13 protein-coding genes are annotated in these 15,837 nt (G+C 69.3%); 12 read left to right on the top strand and 1 reads right to left on the bottom strand.

The window, feature by feature from the left end; genetic code table 11:
- The first annotated feature begins 4 nt into the window (after positions 1-4).
- The 10 genes from ABD115_RS05245 (at position 5) to ABD115_RS05200 (ending at position 11,721) form a co-directional block, all read left to right on the top strand.
- Positions 5-739, top strand: coding sequence for a PadR family transcriptional regulator (locus tag ABD115_RS05245; protein ID WP_343958919.1), 735 nt, complete (start codon positions 5-7; stop codon positions 737-739).
- Positions 736-1,536 (top strand): ABC transporter ATP-binding protein, encoded by an 801-nt coding sequence (locus ABD115_RS05240; RefSeq protein WP_343958917.1) that lies wholly within the window; start codon positions 736-738, stop codon positions 1,534-1,536. The genes ABD115_RS05245 and ABD115_RS05240 overlap by 4 nt, the downstream gene beginning before the upstream one ends.
- The gene (locus tag ABD115_RS05235; RefSeq protein WP_343958915.1) at positions 1,533-4,571 is read left to right on the top strand and encodes an FtsX-like permease family protein; all 3,039 of its coding nucleotides are present in this window, start codon (positions 1,533-1,535) and stop codon (positions 4,569-4,571) included. Before ABD115_RS05240 ends, ABD115_RS05235 begins: the two co-directional genes overlap by 4 nt.
- A gap of 346 nt (positions 4,572-4,917) precedes the next feature.
- A complete protein-coding gene (locus ABD115_RS05230) occupies positions 4,918-7,083 on the top strand; it encodes an MMPL family transporter (RefSeq protein WP_343958913.1) in 2,166 nt (721 codons plus the stop codon).
- Positions 7,080-8,405, top strand: coding sequence for a sensor histidine kinase (locus tag ABD115_RS05225; RefSeq protein WP_343958911.1), 1,326 nt, complete (start codon positions 7,080-7,082; stop codon positions 8,403-8,405). The genes ABD115_RS05230 and ABD115_RS05225 overlap by 4 nt, the downstream gene beginning before the upstream one ends.
- A complete protein-coding gene (locus tag ABD115_RS05220) occupies positions 8,402-9,022 on the top strand; it encodes a response regulator (protein ID WP_343958909.1) in 621 nt (206 codons plus the stop codon). The genes ABD115_RS05225 and ABD115_RS05220 overlap by 4 nt, the downstream gene beginning before the upstream one ends.
- Positions 9,023-9,145: 123 nt before the next feature.
- The gene (locus tag ABD115_RS05215; RefSeq protein WP_343958908.1) at positions 9,146-9,595 is read left to right on the top strand and encodes a DUF2871 domain-containing protein; all 450 of its coding nucleotides are present in this window, start codon (positions 9,146-9,148) and stop codon (positions 9,593-9,595) included.
- A 64-nt stretch (positions 9,596-9,659) separates the two neighbouring features.
- Positions 9,660-10,112 (top strand): hypothetical protein, encoded by a 453-nt coding sequence (locus ABD115_RS05210; RefSeq protein ID WP_343958906.1) that lies wholly within the window; start codon positions 9,660-9,662, stop codon positions 10,110-10,112.
- Entirely contained in the window at positions 10,099-10,410 is a 312-nt protein-coding gene (locus ABD115_RS05205; protein ID WP_343958905.1) for a transcriptional regulator, read from the top strand. Before ABD115_RS05210 ends, ABD115_RS05205 begins: the two co-directional genes overlap by 14 nt.
- Positions 10,411-10,740: 330 nt before the next feature.
- Entirely contained in the window at positions 10,741-11,721 is a 981-nt protein-coding gene (locus tag ABD115_RS05200; protein ID WP_343958903.1) for a TIGR01777 family oxidoreductase, read from the top strand.
- Position 11,722: 1 nt separating this feature from the next.
- Here the strand turns inward: ABD115_RS05200 and ABD115_RS05195 are convergent, their stop codons facing one another.
- Complete coding sequence (locus tag ABD115_RS05195) at positions 11,723-13,228, bottom strand: cryptochrome/photolyase family protein (protein ID WP_343958900.1); 1,506 nt, start codon at positions 13,226-13,228, stop codon at positions 11,723-11,725.
- Positions 13,229-13,385: 157 nt separating this feature from the next.
- Between ABD115_RS05195 and ABD115_RS05190 the strand changes: the two genes are divergently transcribed.
- Positions 13,386-13,862, top strand: coding sequence for a PaaI family thioesterase (locus ABD115_RS05190; protein ID WP_343958898.1), 477 nt, complete (start codon positions 13,386-13,388; stop codon positions 13,860-13,862).
- 413 nt (positions 13,863-14,275) lie between these two features.
- Positions 14,276-15,775, top strand: a complete 1,500-nt coding sequence (gene mgtE, locus ABD115_RS05185) for a magnesium transporter (RefSeq protein ID WP_343958896.1) — start codon at positions 14,276-14,278, stop codon at positions 15,773-15,775.
- Positions 15,776-15,837: the final 62 nt, after the last annotated feature.

The following is a 15,837-nucleotide window of genomic DNA, read 5'->3' as shown; positions in this document are numbered from 1 at the left end:
TCCCATGTCAGTCAAACACGCCATGCTCGCGCTGCTCGCCGCGGAGCCCTCCTCGACCTATCAGCTACGCAAGCGCTTCGATGCCTCGACCGGGCAGGGCCTTCCCCTGAACATCGGCCAGGTGTCATCGACACTGCAGCGCCTCGAGCGCGACGGCATGGTCACGCGAGACGGCATGGTTGATCTCGGCGGCGGGAACCCCGGCGCGCACGATAACGGCGCGGGGCCAGAGACAGCTGCCGGGGCCGGCCAGCGCTGGCAACTTCTCGCGCCAGGGCGCGACGAGTTGTCGAAGTGGTGGGCGAGCCCCGTCGTCGCCGAACAGCGCGGCCGCGACGAGCTCGTGCTGAAACTCACGCTGGCCGCGGTCACGCCGGGGGTCGATGTCGCAGCGCTGCTCCAGACGCAACGCGCAGCGACCCAGCGTGCCATGCACGACCTCACCAAGGTTCGCCGAGGCATCGACGCGGGCGATCTCGTTCCGCGCCTCGTCGTCGACCACCACCTCTTCATCACCGAGGCGGAGCTCCGGTGGATCGACGACGTTGAGGCAGCGCTCGTACAGCGCGCCGCTGCGGCGTCACGCGCCGCGTCGATCGCGGGCGGGGCCCCTGAACAATCGCTCGCCCATAGTGCCTCGGGAAACACAGGCACCGCTGGCACCGCTGGCATTGCTGGCACCGCGAGCACCGTGGCTGCCACACCATCGAACACGGCGAACACGGCGGAGATGCGATGAGCCCGGTCAGGCGGCGGGCTCGGCCAGCGCTCGCGGATCCGCCCCGCGCAGGCGGCGCCGCCGCGCCCGTGCTCGAGCTGCGCGCTGTCACCCGCGTGCACGGCGAGGGCGCCCGCGAGGTGCGCGCGCTCGACGCGGTCTCGCTTGCAGTGAATGCCGGCGAGTTCATCGCGGTGATGGGCCCTTCGGGCTCCGGCAAATCGACGCTGCTCAATCTCGCAGGCGGGCTGGACTTCGCCGACACAGGCGAGGTGCTGATCGACGGCACGCCGCTCGCCGGGCTGCGCACGAAGCAGCTTGCGGAGCTTCGCAGGCGCAGCGTCGGGTACGTCTTCCAAGATTTCAACCTGCTCCCTGGTCTCACCGCGGCCGAGAATGCTGCGTTCCCACTCGAGCTCGACGGTTGGGCGCGGAGGCCCGCGTTTCAGGCGGCCAAGGATGCCCTCGGCGAGTGCGGCATCGCGCACCTTGCCGACCGCCGCCCCGAATACATGTCTGGCGGCCAGGCGCAGCGGGTGGCGATCGCCCGCGCGCTGGTGGGCCCGCGGCAACTCGTACTCGCCGACGAGCCGACGGGTGCGCTCGACAGCAACACGGGCGCCGCGATTCTCGAGCTCCTGCGCGACCGTGCCGACCGCGGCGCCGCCGTCGTGATGGTAACGCACGAATCGCGGTTCGCGGCGTGGGCGGATCGCACGGTCTACCTGCGCGACGGCCGCGTCTCGGGCATCACCGGCCCGTCAGACCCCGGCGAGCTGCTCGGCGACCCTGATGCCGGGAGCAGGCCGACGTCATGAGCCGCCGCACCAGTGGCGACGGCGCTCGCGCGTGGCGTCCAGCCCTTCGGCTCGCGCGCCGCGACTCGCGGCGGCACCGTGCCCGAACGGTGCTCGCCGCGACCCTCATTGCGCTGCCCATCGCCGCCCTCGTGGCCTTCATCGGGGTGACGGCGAGCGACACGCCGTCGAGCGAGCAGGCGCTCCGCGGCATCCCTGAGGGGGCCGACGCTGTCATTACCGCAACGGCGATCTCGCGCGATGCCCCGCCGTTTGTTCAGCTCCCCGAGGGGCCGCCGGGCCCATGGATGGACGACGCCGAGGTGCTCCCTGCAGGCTCAGAAGACGTCGCGAACGTGCTCGACCCCGACACCGAACTCCACGAGTACTGGAAATCACCGAAGCTCATCGCTTCGGTCGATCTCGGCCTGGCTCCCGGCGAGCAGCGATCAGCGGGAGCCGAGGCAGCCGGCCTCGACGCGATCGCGTTTGACAGGCTCGGCACCGTAGAGCTCACCGAGGCTGAGCCTGGCGCACTGTCGCTCCTCGTCCCCGATCTCTCGGCTGGCACTCTCCCAGGCGATGCGAACGAGCTTGTTGTGAGCGCGGCGCTTGCAGAGCGCCTCGCGCTCTCCCCAGGCGATACAGTTACGCTGCTCGCCCCGCCAGACGCCGGCTGGCGCAGCACTGACGGCAACACCGCCGCCGCGATGCAAGACTCCGAGCACGGGTTTCGCGTTGTCGGGGTCGCCGCCCAGGGTGCGGGCGGCGCGGAATCCGCTGCTGCTGCTGGCACTCCCGCTGGCACTCCCGCCGCCGGTGCCGCTGCCGCTTGGGCGCTCCCCGGCTGGCTCTCCGGGCTCGTTGACGATCTACCCGAGGGCATTCAGCGCCACTGGCTCGCGACCGGTGGCGACGTGACCTGGGAGCAGACCAAGGCCCTCAACGAGGCGCAGGCTTTCGCGGTGTCGCGTCACGTGCTCACGAATTACCCGCCCGCGAGCGAACTGTACCCGGTGCCACTCAACGTCGGCGCCTACATCGAGGCGGTCGTTGGCATCATCGCGATGGGTGTCGTCGGCGGGTTGCTTGTGCTGTTTCTTGTCACGCCGGCCTTCGCTGTGTCTGCCGAGCAGTCTCGGCGTTCACTCGGCCTTGCTGCTGCGGCCGGCGCAGCCCCGCGCGATCTCAGGCGCATCATTCTGTCGCAGGGCATCGTGCTCGGGGCGATCGGCGGCCTCGCGGGCCTCGCCCTCGGAGTGGGGGCGGCAGTCGGGGTCACCGCGTGGTTCGAGCGACTCGCCGCCGACTCAGGCACGATGGCCCAGCAGTACAGCTTGGCGTCGCTACTCACACACTTTCCGTGGTGGGTGCTGCCGGTGGCGTGGCCGCTGGCTGTGGGCCTCGGCGCACTCGCCGCACTCCCCCCGGCGCGTACGGCGGCGAGGATGGCCCCCGTCGACGCGCTGCGCGATCGGCGGCCAGCCGCACCTTCGCGCGGAAGGATCGCGCGGCTCGTCGCTGCGCTCGGCGGGCCGGCGCTCATCGCACTCGCGGTGGGGCTTGGCCTGATTGGCTTTACGGTGCCACTCGGTGAGATCGAGATGGATCCCGAACTCGGAATGCGCGGCACCGCCCCCGCCGGCGCTCAGACGCTCGGGCTGCTGGTAGCCGCAGCATTGATCTGTGGCGCTGCCGGCCTGGCGCTCAGCGCCCGCGCAATCATCGGCTGGCTCGGCACACGCGGCGGCCGCGCCAGGCCCGCTCTGCGACTCGCGCTGCGCGACGCCGCCGACCACCCGAGCCGCTCGGTGCCGGCAACGCTCGGCGTGATGTTTGCTCTCGCTGCGGCCGCGTTCACTCTGGTAACCGGGGCATCGCTCGTGTCAAATATGCGCGACAGCGGCACAACACTGGAATGGAACGGCACTTTCATGGTCGGCCCTGCTGTCGGGGTGAGTGACGATTTCGATCGCCTGCTCGCGACCGCGGCCGTCGACGACATTCGCTCGGACACCCCCGAGGTGACGGGCAGCAAGCCCATCTTCGAGGTTGCGCGGGCTTCGGCGCTGCAGCTGCAACCGTTTCGCCCTGCGGCGAGCGCCTGCGAGTGGGACGAGGTGCCGCACGTGTCGAGCGCCACTCGGCCAGGCGCAGAACTTAAGTGTGTGAATCAGATGTCTGGAGCCGGGTTCAACCCAGGTTTCAGGATCGGTGGTCTCATTGCGCAGTCAAACGTCTTTCTGTTCAGCGGTGACGCTGTGCGCGCGACAGGCATGCCCGGCGCTGAGGCGGCCGCGCAAGTGCTCGACGCGGGCGGCGCGGTGGTGAACGATGCGACTTTCATCAGCGAGGCCGGTACGGTGCGCGTGGGGGTCGACCCCGACATGCTGGCCGACGAGGCAGACACCGACGAGTTCGTGGAGGTGCCAGGCGCCTACCTGCGCGGGCTGGGAACCCCATTCGTAGTCTCCCCTGGTACCGCGAGGGCGCTCGGCGTCGACGCGACGCACTACCTCGGCGAGATAGCGACGGTGTCGACACCGCTGTCTGACAGCGAACTGTTCGGGTTGCTCGACCGCCCGGCGTTCCAGTCACTCGCACGGGTGTCCATCCCAGACAGCACGAGCAGGCTGGCCCCCGCCAACGACCCGGTCACCCTCGCCGTTGTGTGGTCAGTGCCGGCGTTGCTTGGGCTCGTCGCGGTTGCTGCCGCAACTGTCGCGGTGCTGCTCGCTGCGACGCAGGGGCGGCGCGATGCGGCAACGATGCACGCCGTCGGCGCCGGGCGCGGCACACTTGCGCGGTTGGGTGTCGCGCGCGCCGCGGTGATGCTCGGCGTCGGCCTGCCTCTCGGAATAGCAGGGGGCATCGCCGCCGGCAGCTACCAGGTGGCGTGGAACCGGCACATTGAGGCGAGCGGCGCGTGGCTTGACACCGTGATGATGTGGGACACGCAGTTCACCGTTGGCTTGGCTGTGCTCGTTGCGGCGCTCGCGGCGGCGCTCCTCGTCGCGCGGTCACCCCGGAGCTTCGTGCGGCGCGGGTTGGACTAGCCTCTGGGGGGGGGTAACCATGGTGAGACCTTACCCGGCCCGAGCCTGCCCGTGCCGATTCCTGCGGCACCGACACGGGCGGCACCGGTACTGGCCGACCAGTCAGACCTGCATATGACGCTTGTTGTCGTTATGGCTGCCTGCATACGACAATAAGCGTCATATGGGCGCAGCGGAGTGCGGGCCTAGGCCGCCATCTCCCCTTACCCCAGGCCCCAGGCCCCAGGCCCCAGGCCCCAGGCCCCCAGACACCCAGGCACCCCCGGCCCCATCATCCTTTTGGATGATAGGGAGTTCAGCATCCTCCCCGATGCCGGAAAACGCGTGCGCTGGTGAAGTTGAGGGTATGGCTGATTCCCCTCAACGCACACACTTCGCAGACCTATTGACGTCGCGCCGCGGCGCGTGGGTCTCGCTCGGCGCGGCGCTCCTCATACTCGTCACGCTGTTCGGCGTGTTCGGCGGCGCCCAGGCACCCGCGAGAAACGCGCAGGCCCCCGCCGACTCCGAGTCGGCCCGCGTGAGCGAGCTGCTCGAGACGTTCCCGAACGCTGACAGACAGTCGGTGCTCGTCGTCGCCGCGCGCGAAGACGGCGCGAAGCTCACCGCCGCCGACACGCAGGCGCTCGCCGAGCTGCTGCCGGTGCTCGATACTCACGCCGACGCTGAGTCGAGCGGCCCGCTGGTTAGCGACGACGAGCAGGCCGCCCTGCTCGTCACCCCCATCCAGGTCGGCGAGACCAACACCGACACGGCCGCGGTGATCGGCGAACTGCGCGACGAGATCGCGGCGGCGACGCCCGCTGGCCTCACCCTGCAGGTGACGGGCGGCCCGGCGTTCGGCGCCGACATCGCAGCGGCGTTCGAGGGCGCTGACTTCACGCTGCTCCTCGTCACGATCGTGATCGTCGCGCTGCTGCTCATCATCACCTACCGCTCCCCCGTGCTGTGGCTCATTCCCCTCGTAGTTGTGGCGCTCGCTGACGGTCTCGCCGGGCGGATGACCGCGGCAGCCGGCGCCGCGTGGGGTCTGCAGTTCGACGCGGGCATCATCAGCGTGCTCGTGTTCGGTGCCGGCACGAACTACGCGCTGCTGCTCATCTCGCGCTACCGCGAGGAGCTGCTGCTCACCGACGACCACCGCGCCGCGCTCAGCGCTGCGTGGCGGAAGACGCTCCCCGCGATCCTCGCGTCAAACGTGACGGTGGTCGCTGCGCTCCTCACGCTCGTGCTCGCCGTCATTCCCGGCACCCACGGTCTCGGCGTATCTTCGGCAATCGGCCTCGTGATCGCGCTCGCCGCAGTGCTGTTCCTGCTGCCGCCACTGCTCGCCGTCTGCGGCCGCAGGGTGTTCTGGCCGTTCGTGCCGAAGCCGGCCGCCGCAGCGGTGCCTGGTGACGCAGAGCGTCGCGGATCCGCCCAGCGCGGCGGCGCCTGGCGCGCGATCGCGACGCGGGTCACCGAGCGCCCCGCACGCAGTCTCCTCGCCGGCGTCGCTCTGCTCGCCGTCATGTCGGCCGGGCTCTTCGGCACGACGGTCGGCCTCGATCAGGTCGAGAAGTTCCGCGGTGGATCCGAGTCCGCGAGCGGCCTCGAAACCCTGTCCGAGCACTTCCCCGCGGGCGAAGCTCAGCCAATTTTCATCGTCACGGGCACCCCGAACACTGAGGCCGCGGTGGAGGCGGCGGACACCGTTGACGGCGTCGTGCGCGCTCACCCGGCAGGCGAGAGCTCCGACGGCTCGCTCACGAAGGTGATGGTGACGAGTGAGTACGAACCGAGCAGCGCCGAAAGCCTCGCCCAGATCGGCGAGCTGCGCGACGCGGTCGCCGAGCTGCCAGATACGTTCGTCGGCGGCGCCGTCGCGACCGACGTCGACGCTCGAGCAGGAAATCAGCAAGACCTGCTTCGCGTCGCACCGCTCGTGCTCGCCATCAGCTTCCTCGTGCTCGTGTTCCTGCTGCGGTCGCTCATCGCGCCAGCGCTCCTCCTCGTCGTGAACCTCGCGAGCGCCGTCGCGGCGATTGGAGCCGGAGCCTGGCTGAGCCGCGTCATCTTCGGGCAGCAGGCCCTCGACCTGCAGGTGCCGCTGCTCGCGTTCCTCTTCCTTGTCGCGCTCGGCATCGACTACACGATCTTCCTCGTGCACCGTGCACGCGCCGAGGCGAACGTTCACGGCACCCGCGCCGGAATGGTCGAGGCGGTCGCGCACACCGGCAGCGTCATCACGAGCGCGGGCATCGTGCTCGCGGCCGTGTTCGCGGCCCTCGGAGTGCTGCCGCTTGTCACGCTCGGCCAGCTCGGACTCATCGTCGGGGTCGGCGTGCTCGTCGACACGCTCGTCGTGCGCACCGTCATCGTCCCCGCGATCTTCGCGCTCGTCGGAGATCGCATCTGGTGGCCAGGGCGCCGGCCCCAGCGCGCCGCTCGGCCGGCGGGCGGCGCACCGGAATCGCGCAACGCAGCTCTCAGCGCCCCAAACGAGGGCGCGAGCGAGAGAATTGACGCATGAGCCTCGTCGACGCGCCACTTGCGGGCGGCACCCCACGTGCCGCCCGGCCAGCCGAGCCGACCGTGCGGGCGATGGAGGTCGGCCAGCACCTCATCGCCATCGCGCTCACGGTGATCGGCGCGATCCGGGCGATCGGCGACGGCGTCGCGGTGCCCGCCGCGGTTGTTGCCGGCGTCGCGGTGCTCGCCTGGCACACGGCAGGCACATTCTTGCCGCGCAAGACCGCTGCGCGCGGTGCGGTCGCCTGGTGGCTTGTCGGTTTCGCCGCGGTGTGGATCGCCGCCGTCGCCGTCTCCCCAGAGTTCGTGTGGCTCGCGTTCTTGCTCTGGCTGCTCGCCGGGCACCTGCTGCCGCTCCCGTGGGGGCTCGCGTTCTCCGTGCTCGTGTTCGGGGTGGTCGCTGTTGCGCCGATTCTGCACCACGGCACAACGAGCTACGCGAATGTATTCGGGCCGCTCATCGGCGGGGCGTTCGCGTTCGGGATCTCGCGCGGCTACCTGGAGCTCCTCCACCAGGCCGCAGAGCGCGAGCGGCTCGTTGCCTCGCTCACACTCGCGCACACCGAAATGGCAGAGCTGCAAGACGAGCTCGCGCTCGCCCAGCGCGAGGCGGGCGCGATCGCAGAGCGGACGCGCATCTCGCGTGACATTCACGACACGATCGCGCAGGCGCTCTCGTCGATCCGCCTCGTCGCCCACGCGGGGGCCGACCGCACAACCGACCCTTCGGCCACGCTCGCCCTCACCCAGGTCGAGACGCTCGCCGGGGACAGCCTCGGTGACGTCAGGCGGATCGTCGCTGAGCTCGTGCCCGCAGAACTCGAGAGCGGTGCGCTCGCAGCCGCCCTCGAGCGAATGCTCGAACGTGCACGCGAAGAGACTGGGATTCGGGCCGAGCTGCACGTCGACGACACCCTGCCAGTGCTGCCCACCGAGATCGAGGTGGGGTTGCTGCGCAGCGCCCAGTCAGCGCTCGCGAATGTGAAGCTGCACGCCGCTGCGACCCGCGTGGTCGTCAGCCTCGTCGACGCGGGCGACTCTGTGCGGCTCGACATCACCGATGACGGTGTCGGCTTTGACGCGACAGCGTGGGAGCACTCCCCCGCGACGGGCTCCTCGAGCTACGGCCTTCGCTTCATGCGAGACCGGCTCCGAGAGTTGGGCGGTGGCCTCGACGTTGAAAGCAACCCTGGCGAGGGCACGGCGCTGTCGGCGCACCTGCCGATCCGCTACGATTCCGCGCCCACTGCTCCCGCTCCTGGCCGCGCTCCCGCGCCTGACCCCGCTCCCGCGCCTGACCCCGCTCCCGAGGAGATGCCATGACCATCACCGTGCTGCTCGTCGACGACCATCCGGTCGTGCGCAGTGGGCTTCGGGCCGTGCTCGACACCGGGGGTCGCGTCACCGTGATCGGTGAGGCCGCGACCGGCGAGGCGGCCATCGCGCTCGCCGAGCAGCTCCGCCCAGATGTGGTGCTCTGCGATCTCAGGCTCGGCGCCGGCATCGACGGCATTCAGACCACCGCGGCGCTGCGGGAGCTCGACCCGGCCCCGGCCGTGCTCATCCTCACGACGTTCGACCGCGATGCTGAGATCCTCGGCGCCATCGAGGCAGGCGCCGCCGGCTACCTGTTGAAAGACGTCGCGCCGGAGGTGATTGTCGAGGGCATCGAGCGCGCCGCAGCCGGCGACATGTACCTCACCCCCGATGTCGCGGCCAGGGTGCTGCAGGGTGTGCGCGATCCGCTGCCGAAACTCACCGACCGCGAGATCGAGGTGTTGCGGCTCCTCTCGACCGGCAAGGCGAACAAAGAGGTCGCGAAGGCGCTGTTCGTCACCGAAGCGACAGTGAAGAGCCACGTCGCGCACATCTTCACCAAACTCGACGTCGACAGCCGCTCGCGCGCGATCCACCTCGCGCAGGAGACCGGGCTCATCTGACCCTCTAGCGGCACTGACACGCCGCCACGTTTCCCTGGCCCGGGCACAGCTCCCGGGTGGGCGTATTCGGCGCGCTCGCGAACCACTCTTGACCCTTCCCAACCGTTCGAAAGGAACACCACCATGAAAAAACTCCTCAACGCCGCGTTCATCTACATGCTCGTCGGGGTGGCCTCCGGCCTGTTCTACCGCGAGTTCACCAAGCTCAACGACTTCCCTGAGGGGCAGTTCACGCAGCTCGGCCTCGCTCACACTCACCTGCTCACGCTCGGATTCATCGTGCTGCTGATCGTGCTCGCGCTCGAGAAGGCGTTCGCCATCTCTGCGAGCAAGAAGCTGTTTGCCTGGTTCTTCTGGCTGTACAACGCGGGCGTCGTGCTCACGTCGGCGATGCTCGTGTGGCACGGCAGCCTCACGGTGCTCGGCGAGGAATCGACCAAGATGATCTCGGGGATTGCCGGGCTCGGGCACATGCTCTTGACCGCCGGCATGATCGTGCTGTTCGTTGCGCTGCGGCGGGCGGTGGGCCGCGCGGGCCGCGCGGGCCGCGCATCGGCGGGCGTGGTCGCGTAGCGGCGGGTCGCGGCGCCCGGCCCGTCTCTTTCCTCCATGGAAAGTCGCTGGTACTCTTTCCTGTATGGAAAAAGACCCCACACCGCAGGAAGCGATGGCCACACTCGCTGAGGCCGAGCAGCAGAACATCGCCAGGCTGCAGCGGCCTGCCCGCTACTGGCCAACGCTCGGGCTCATGCTCGCGGTGTTCGCCCTGCTGCCGTACACCCGCTCCTGGCCGATGCTATTGCAGTACCTCATTCCGCCGGCCACTGTCATCGCGATCGGCGCGGTCGCCGCGTGGAAGCAGCCGAGCGCGGTGCGCAAGCTGCGGCTCTCCGGGAGCATGACGCTGGGGCTTATCGGCTTCGCCGCAGCAGCAGGGGTGCTCGGCGGGCTGAGCACCGCCCTGTACGCGGAGCACGGGTGGTGGTGGCTGCCAGCAGTCGCCGCGGCTGCACTGTTCGCGCTCGTCACCTTCGGCGGCCGCGCACTCGATCGCTTCTGGGCCAGGCGAGCGAGCCGTGGCCTCCGGTAGCGCCGCACACCCGAACGGGCTTGACCCTGTCATTCACCCCCTGCCGAGGCTGCGCATCTGTGCGCTCCTCGAGCCGGTGAGCGAGGAGGAGTTTGGGGCGCTACGCGAACTGCTGCAGGTCTCTGACTCGGCGCTGAGCAAGCAGCTCGCAGCCCTGGTCGAGGCAGGGTATGTCGAGCAGCGCCGGGCCGTGCGGTCGGGCCGCAGCCGCGTGTGGGTTCGCCTCTCAGATGCTGGTCGGCGCGCGTTTCGCGGGCACATCGCCGCCCTCACCGCGCTCGCGGCACCCGCAGACTAGGGGCCGCCTGGCGCACTGAGCCGCAGGCGCTGGCGGCAGCGGCGCTGCCACCCCGGCGGGCTCGCTCCGTCACCATGTTTTTGCTCCGTCACCATCGAAACTCGCGTGATTCGGGTGGTGACTGGGCGAAAAGGCTCTGACGGAGCGGTGGCGCCGTGCGTGCCAGCCACCACGGGTGCGCGGGCACTCACCGGGCGCCTGCGAAGGTGCGGTCGTACAATTGCTCTCACGCGGCGCCCTGGATGCGCCGGGGACACGCTGCATTGGCGAATACAAGCATTCGAGCGACACCAGGCACTTGGGACATGCCAGAATTTGGGGGAACACCAGATGAGTGACACGCCGGTACGTGCCCAGCGCCACGCCGACGAGCGCCCCGCACCGCGCACCGTGATCGCCTCGGGCGCTTCGGGCCTCGTTGGCAGCGCCCTCGTGGGCTCGCTGCGCGCAGACGGCACTCGGGTCACGCGGCTTGTGCGTCGCGCGCCCCAAGCACCAGACGAACTGCAGTGGCAGCCCGGCGAACGGCTCGACCCCGAGCTCATCGCGGGCGCAACTGCCGTCGTAAACCTCAACGGCGCGAGCATCGGGAGGCTCCCCTGGGGCAAGCGCTACCGGCAGCAGCTCATCGACTCCCGACTCACCCCGACGCGCACACTGGCCACCGCCATCAGCGAGCTCGGTGACGCCGCGCCACACTTCGTTTCGGCCTCGGCAGTTGGCTACTACGGCGACCGCCCCGGCGAGGTGCTGAGCGAGTCTTTGACTGCTGGCAGCACATTTCTCGCCGCCCTCAGCGCTGAGTGGGAAGCCGCGGCACTGCCCGCGAACACCGCAGTTCGCGCTAGAGGTGGTGGCACGCGTGCCGCTGCCGGCCCGAAGGTCACACTGCTGCGAACCGCGCCGATTTTGCACCGGCGCGGGGTGCTGAAGCCGCTCATCTTGCTCACCAGGCTGGGCGTCAGCGGGCCGCTGGGGCACGGAACGCAGATCTGGCCGTGGATCTCGTTAGACGACGAAGTGCGCGCGATCCGCCACGTCATCGACACGGGGCTCACCGGCCCCGTCAACCTCACTGGCCCAACGCCCGCGACCGCGAGCGAGATCGGTCGCGCTATCGCCGCCCAGCTCGGGCGACCCTATCTGGTGCCCGCTCCGGCCTGGGTGCTCCGGCTCGCGCTCGGACGAGACGCGGCTGATTCGCTGCTGCTCAGCGACGCCAACGTAGCCCCAGCCGCGCTGGCTGCGTCAGGGTTTCATTTCTCGCACCGAACGGCAGCGCAGGCGGTGAGGGCCGCACTCGACACCTGAGCTACCGATCAGGCTCATGCGCAGCGCGCACCCGCGGCGCATTGCGCACGGTGTCGTAGGCGGCGAGCGCCCGCACCCGTGTCTCACGGAGGTCAACGAGCTGAGGCAGCATCACGCTGTGCGGGGCGAATCGCTCGACGTACGCGCCTTCTGGGTCAAACTTCTGCTGCTGCGTTTCGGGGTTGAACACCCGAAAATACGGGGCTGCGTCTGCCCCGCACCCCGCAACCCACTGCCAATTGAAGGGGTTGCTCGCCGCGTCGGCATCGACCAGGGTGTCCCAGAACCAGGCCTCGCCAACCCGCCAGTTTGCGAGCAGGTTTTTCGTGAGAAACGAGGCGGCGACCATGCGCACCCGATTGTGCATGAACCCGGTCGCCCGCAGCTCGCGCATGCCGGCGTCAACAAGACCGAACCCTGTCTCGCCTCGTTGCCACGCTGCGAGTTCTGCCTCGGTCGTGGCGCGCCACGGGAAGGCATCAAACTGAGGGTTCAGTTCTCGCTCGTGCAGTGCTGTGCCGGGGAGCACGACCGCTGGGGCCGTCGAGCCGGCCGTGTTGGCGCCGCCGGCCGCGTCTGTCGCGTCGGTTGCGTCGGCGGCTCGGGCAGCTTCGGCAGCGCCCGCGTGGAAGGCCGTGTGCCAGGCAAACTCTCTCCAGCCCAGCTCAGAGAGAAACACACCGACGTCGACGCCGTGATCGGCGGCAGCCCCAAGCGCGGCGTGCCACACGGTGCGCGGGCTGATTTCGCCCCACCGCATGTAGGGCGAAAGCTCCGACCCGGTGTCGAGCGCCGGGAAATCTCGGTTTGCAGCATAGTCACGCGCACGGGTAGCGAGAAAGCGCTCGAGCTGAGCGAGGGCGGCGGCCTCCCCCGGAACCCAGCGGGTAGCAAGCCCCGCTGCCCAGTTCGGGCTTGTCGGCTGCAAGCACCAGTCGGCGAGCGGGTCGCTCGCCAGCCCGACTGACAGCTCGCTCGCGAGCCTGGTGGCGCGGGGCGTGAGCGCACCCGGCGCCGCGAGCGGCTCTGCCGGCGCGGGGGCTCCCAGGCAAGCCCGCCAAAACGGGGAGTACACGCGGTAGTGCCCGCCGCTACCGGTTCGCACCGCCCAGGGCTCGAACAAGAGCCCACCCCGGTACGAGGTTGCAGTGACCCCACTCGCGCGCAGTCGCACTTTGAGCCGCGCATCGATCGCGCGTTCCGCCCCGTAGCGCCGGTTCCAGAGCACGCGGTCGATTGCGCGAGCTGACGCCACCTCTCGCACAACCTGCTCGGCGGCACCGCGCCTGAGCACCAGCGGGATGCCCAGCTCGGCGAGGGCCGAGCTCAGCGCCGTCAATGACTCGTGCAACCACCACTTTGCCGCGCCACCGAGCGGCCGGGTCTCAGGGCTCATCTCGTCGAGCACATAGAGCGCTACCGCGCCCTCGGGGTCGGCCGCCGCGGCAGCGAGTGCAGCGTGGTCAGTCAGCCGAAGGTCGTCGCGAAACCAGAGAAGACTCGTCACGGCACAACCCTACTGCCGCTGTGCACAAGCTACGCCTTTCTGCTGCGCCGGGCACCGCAAATGGCGCGGCCGTCAACAATGTTTCGGCTTCGACCGGTGATGTCGTGTTGAGTAGAACTCACCACACCGAACGACAAGACCAGACAAGGGAGTCAGCATGAGCGGGAGCGATCTTCGGGGCCAGAGCGCAGCGGTGCACAAGGAGGGGTTCAATCACTGGCCGACGCTGCAGACCCAGGGCATCAGTGTGACCGAGCTCGCCGACGATTTCACGCGCGCCGTGATTCGTATGGACATCACCCCCGAGAACGCGAACTACATGGGAACTGCGTTCGGGGGCTCGCTGTTCTCGATGCTCGACCCGTTTCTCGTCATCATGTCGCTCAACCAGCTCGGGCCCGACTACGTTGCGTGGGATAAGGCGGCCGAGATCGAATTCGTCTCGCCAGGAACCGGCTTCGTCACCGCAACCGTGGAGATGCCGCCCGAGACCGTAGCCGAGCTGCGGGAGGCCGCCGCCGGCGGCAAGAAGGTGTTGCGCTGGTTTGAGATTCCGATCACCGGGCCCGACGGCGCACTCGTCGCCCAGGTTCGACGACAGCTCTACGTGCGCGAACGCCGCCGCGACAGCTAGCCGCGGGCAACTCGCGCTGCCTGGTTTGCTGGGAGGCTGGGAGGCTGGCGATCGCCCGGACCCTCCCTATGCCGCGTGGGCCCGCCTGCGCCCACGCCATAGCGCTTGGCTCCACAGGCGCGGTCGGCCGACCCCACCCGCGAGTTTGGGCTGCGACATCGCGCGCTGATAGTGTACCTGCGGGGAGCTGCATATCCCCCGCATCAGGCGTTCGACCGAAGTGAGGTGATTTCCGTGTCCAGTGACAGTTGCAGTCCTCGGCCGGATCTCGTGTTCGCTCGCTTCGCACTTCACACCGCGTAGCGACCCACTCGCCGTCCGGCTCCATCTCGGGCGCCGCATTCGCTGTGCGCCCGCCATCTGTTTTGCGCACTCGGCGTCTCGCGTGCGCACCCCGGCGAAGGAGCGACGCCATGACGACCCCACAGCTGCCAGAGCAGCAGCCAGCAAAGCAGCAGCCAGCACAGCAGCCAGCGACCGCCGCAACGCATGTGCTGCCGACCGCAGCGGCAGGCAGCCAGTCACTGCCGCCGACGACGGGCAGCACGGCCGTGCTGCCCCCAGCGCAGCAGAAAACCCAAGATGAGCTCGTCGACACGATCGCGCAGCTCTACGCAGCCCGCGATCTCAGCGCGATCACTGACGAGCTGAGCCCGCTGCTGGCGCCCGACATCATTCCAGTTTTCGAGCGCCTGAACGACAAGCAGCGCGCAGTCATGTACCGGCTCCTGCCGAAAGATCGCGCGGCCGAGGTCTTCGAGATTCTCGACCCCGCGCTGCAGAGCGACCTGCTCCACGGGCTGCAAGACGCCGAGGTTGCTCAGTTGTTCGTTGACCTCGATCACGACGATCGGCTGTGGCTGCTCGATGAGGTTCCCGCTGCCCTCGCCACGCGGCTGCTCCGGGGCCTGCCCGAGCAGGAGCGCGTGCTCACCTCCGCGCTGCTCGGTTACCCGCAGGGCAGCGTCGGCAGGCGCATGTCGCTCGAGTACGTTTCAACCCGCGCGGCATTCACGGTCGCCGAGACCCTCGAGCGAGTTCGGGCGCGGCTGGCTGACGCCGAGACCGTGTACACGATTCCGGTGCTCGACGACTCTCGCCACGTCGTCGGGGTCACGAGCCTGCGCGAGATTCTCGCTGCCGATGGCGACACGGTGATCGCCGACATGATGAACCCGGTGCACACGGCCGGCGCCATCGAGGAGGCCGAGCAAGCCGCGCGCCGGTGCGCAGACCGCGCGCTGCTTGCCCTACCGATCGTCGATCGAGAGGATCGCCTCGTTGGTATGCTCACCATCGACGACGCGATTCGCATTCTCGAACACGAGGAAAGCGAAGACGCGGCGCGCCAGGGCGGCACCGAGCCGCTGCGGCGCCCGTATCTCTCAACGCCGGTCGGGGCGCTCGTGCGCTCGCGCGTCATCTGGCTGCTCGTGCTGGCCGTCGGCGCGACGCTCACCGTGCAGGTGCTGTCGGTATTCGAGGCGACGATCGAGCAGGTGACCGTGCTTGCGCTGTTCGTGCCGCTGCTCATCGGAACCGGCGGCAACACCGGCAATCAGGCCGCGACCACCGTGACGCGCGCGTTGGCGCTCGGCGACGTTGGCTCGCGCGATTTCTGGCGGGTGCTCACCCGCGAGCTGCGCACGGGCGCCATGCTTGGTCTGCTGCTCGGCACGCTCGGATTCGCGATCGCTGCGATCGCTTTTACACCGCAAATCGGTCTCGTTATCGGGCTGACGCTGCTCGCTGTGTGCACGCTCGCTGCCGCCGTTGGCGGGTGCATGCCGCTGCTCGCGCGGGCCGTGAAGGTCGACCCGGCGGTGTTCTCGAACCCGTTTATTTCGACGTTCGTCGACGCGCTCGGGCTCATCATCTACTTCCTCATCGCGCGCACCGTGCTCGGGCTGTAGCGGGCGAGCTGCGATACGTGCACGCGGCTGCCGCCGCCTAGACCCACGTCACGGCACGGGAG

It is taken from the genome of Leucobacter albus (assembly GCF_039528015.1).
GTDB classification, from domain to species: domain Bacteria; phylum Actinomycetota; class Actinomycetes; order Actinomycetales; family Microbacteriaceae; genus Leucobacter; species Leucobacter albus.
The sequence above is the reverse complement of the archived record's forward strand: the minus strand, read 5'-3'. Positions and strand labels throughout refer to the sequence as shown.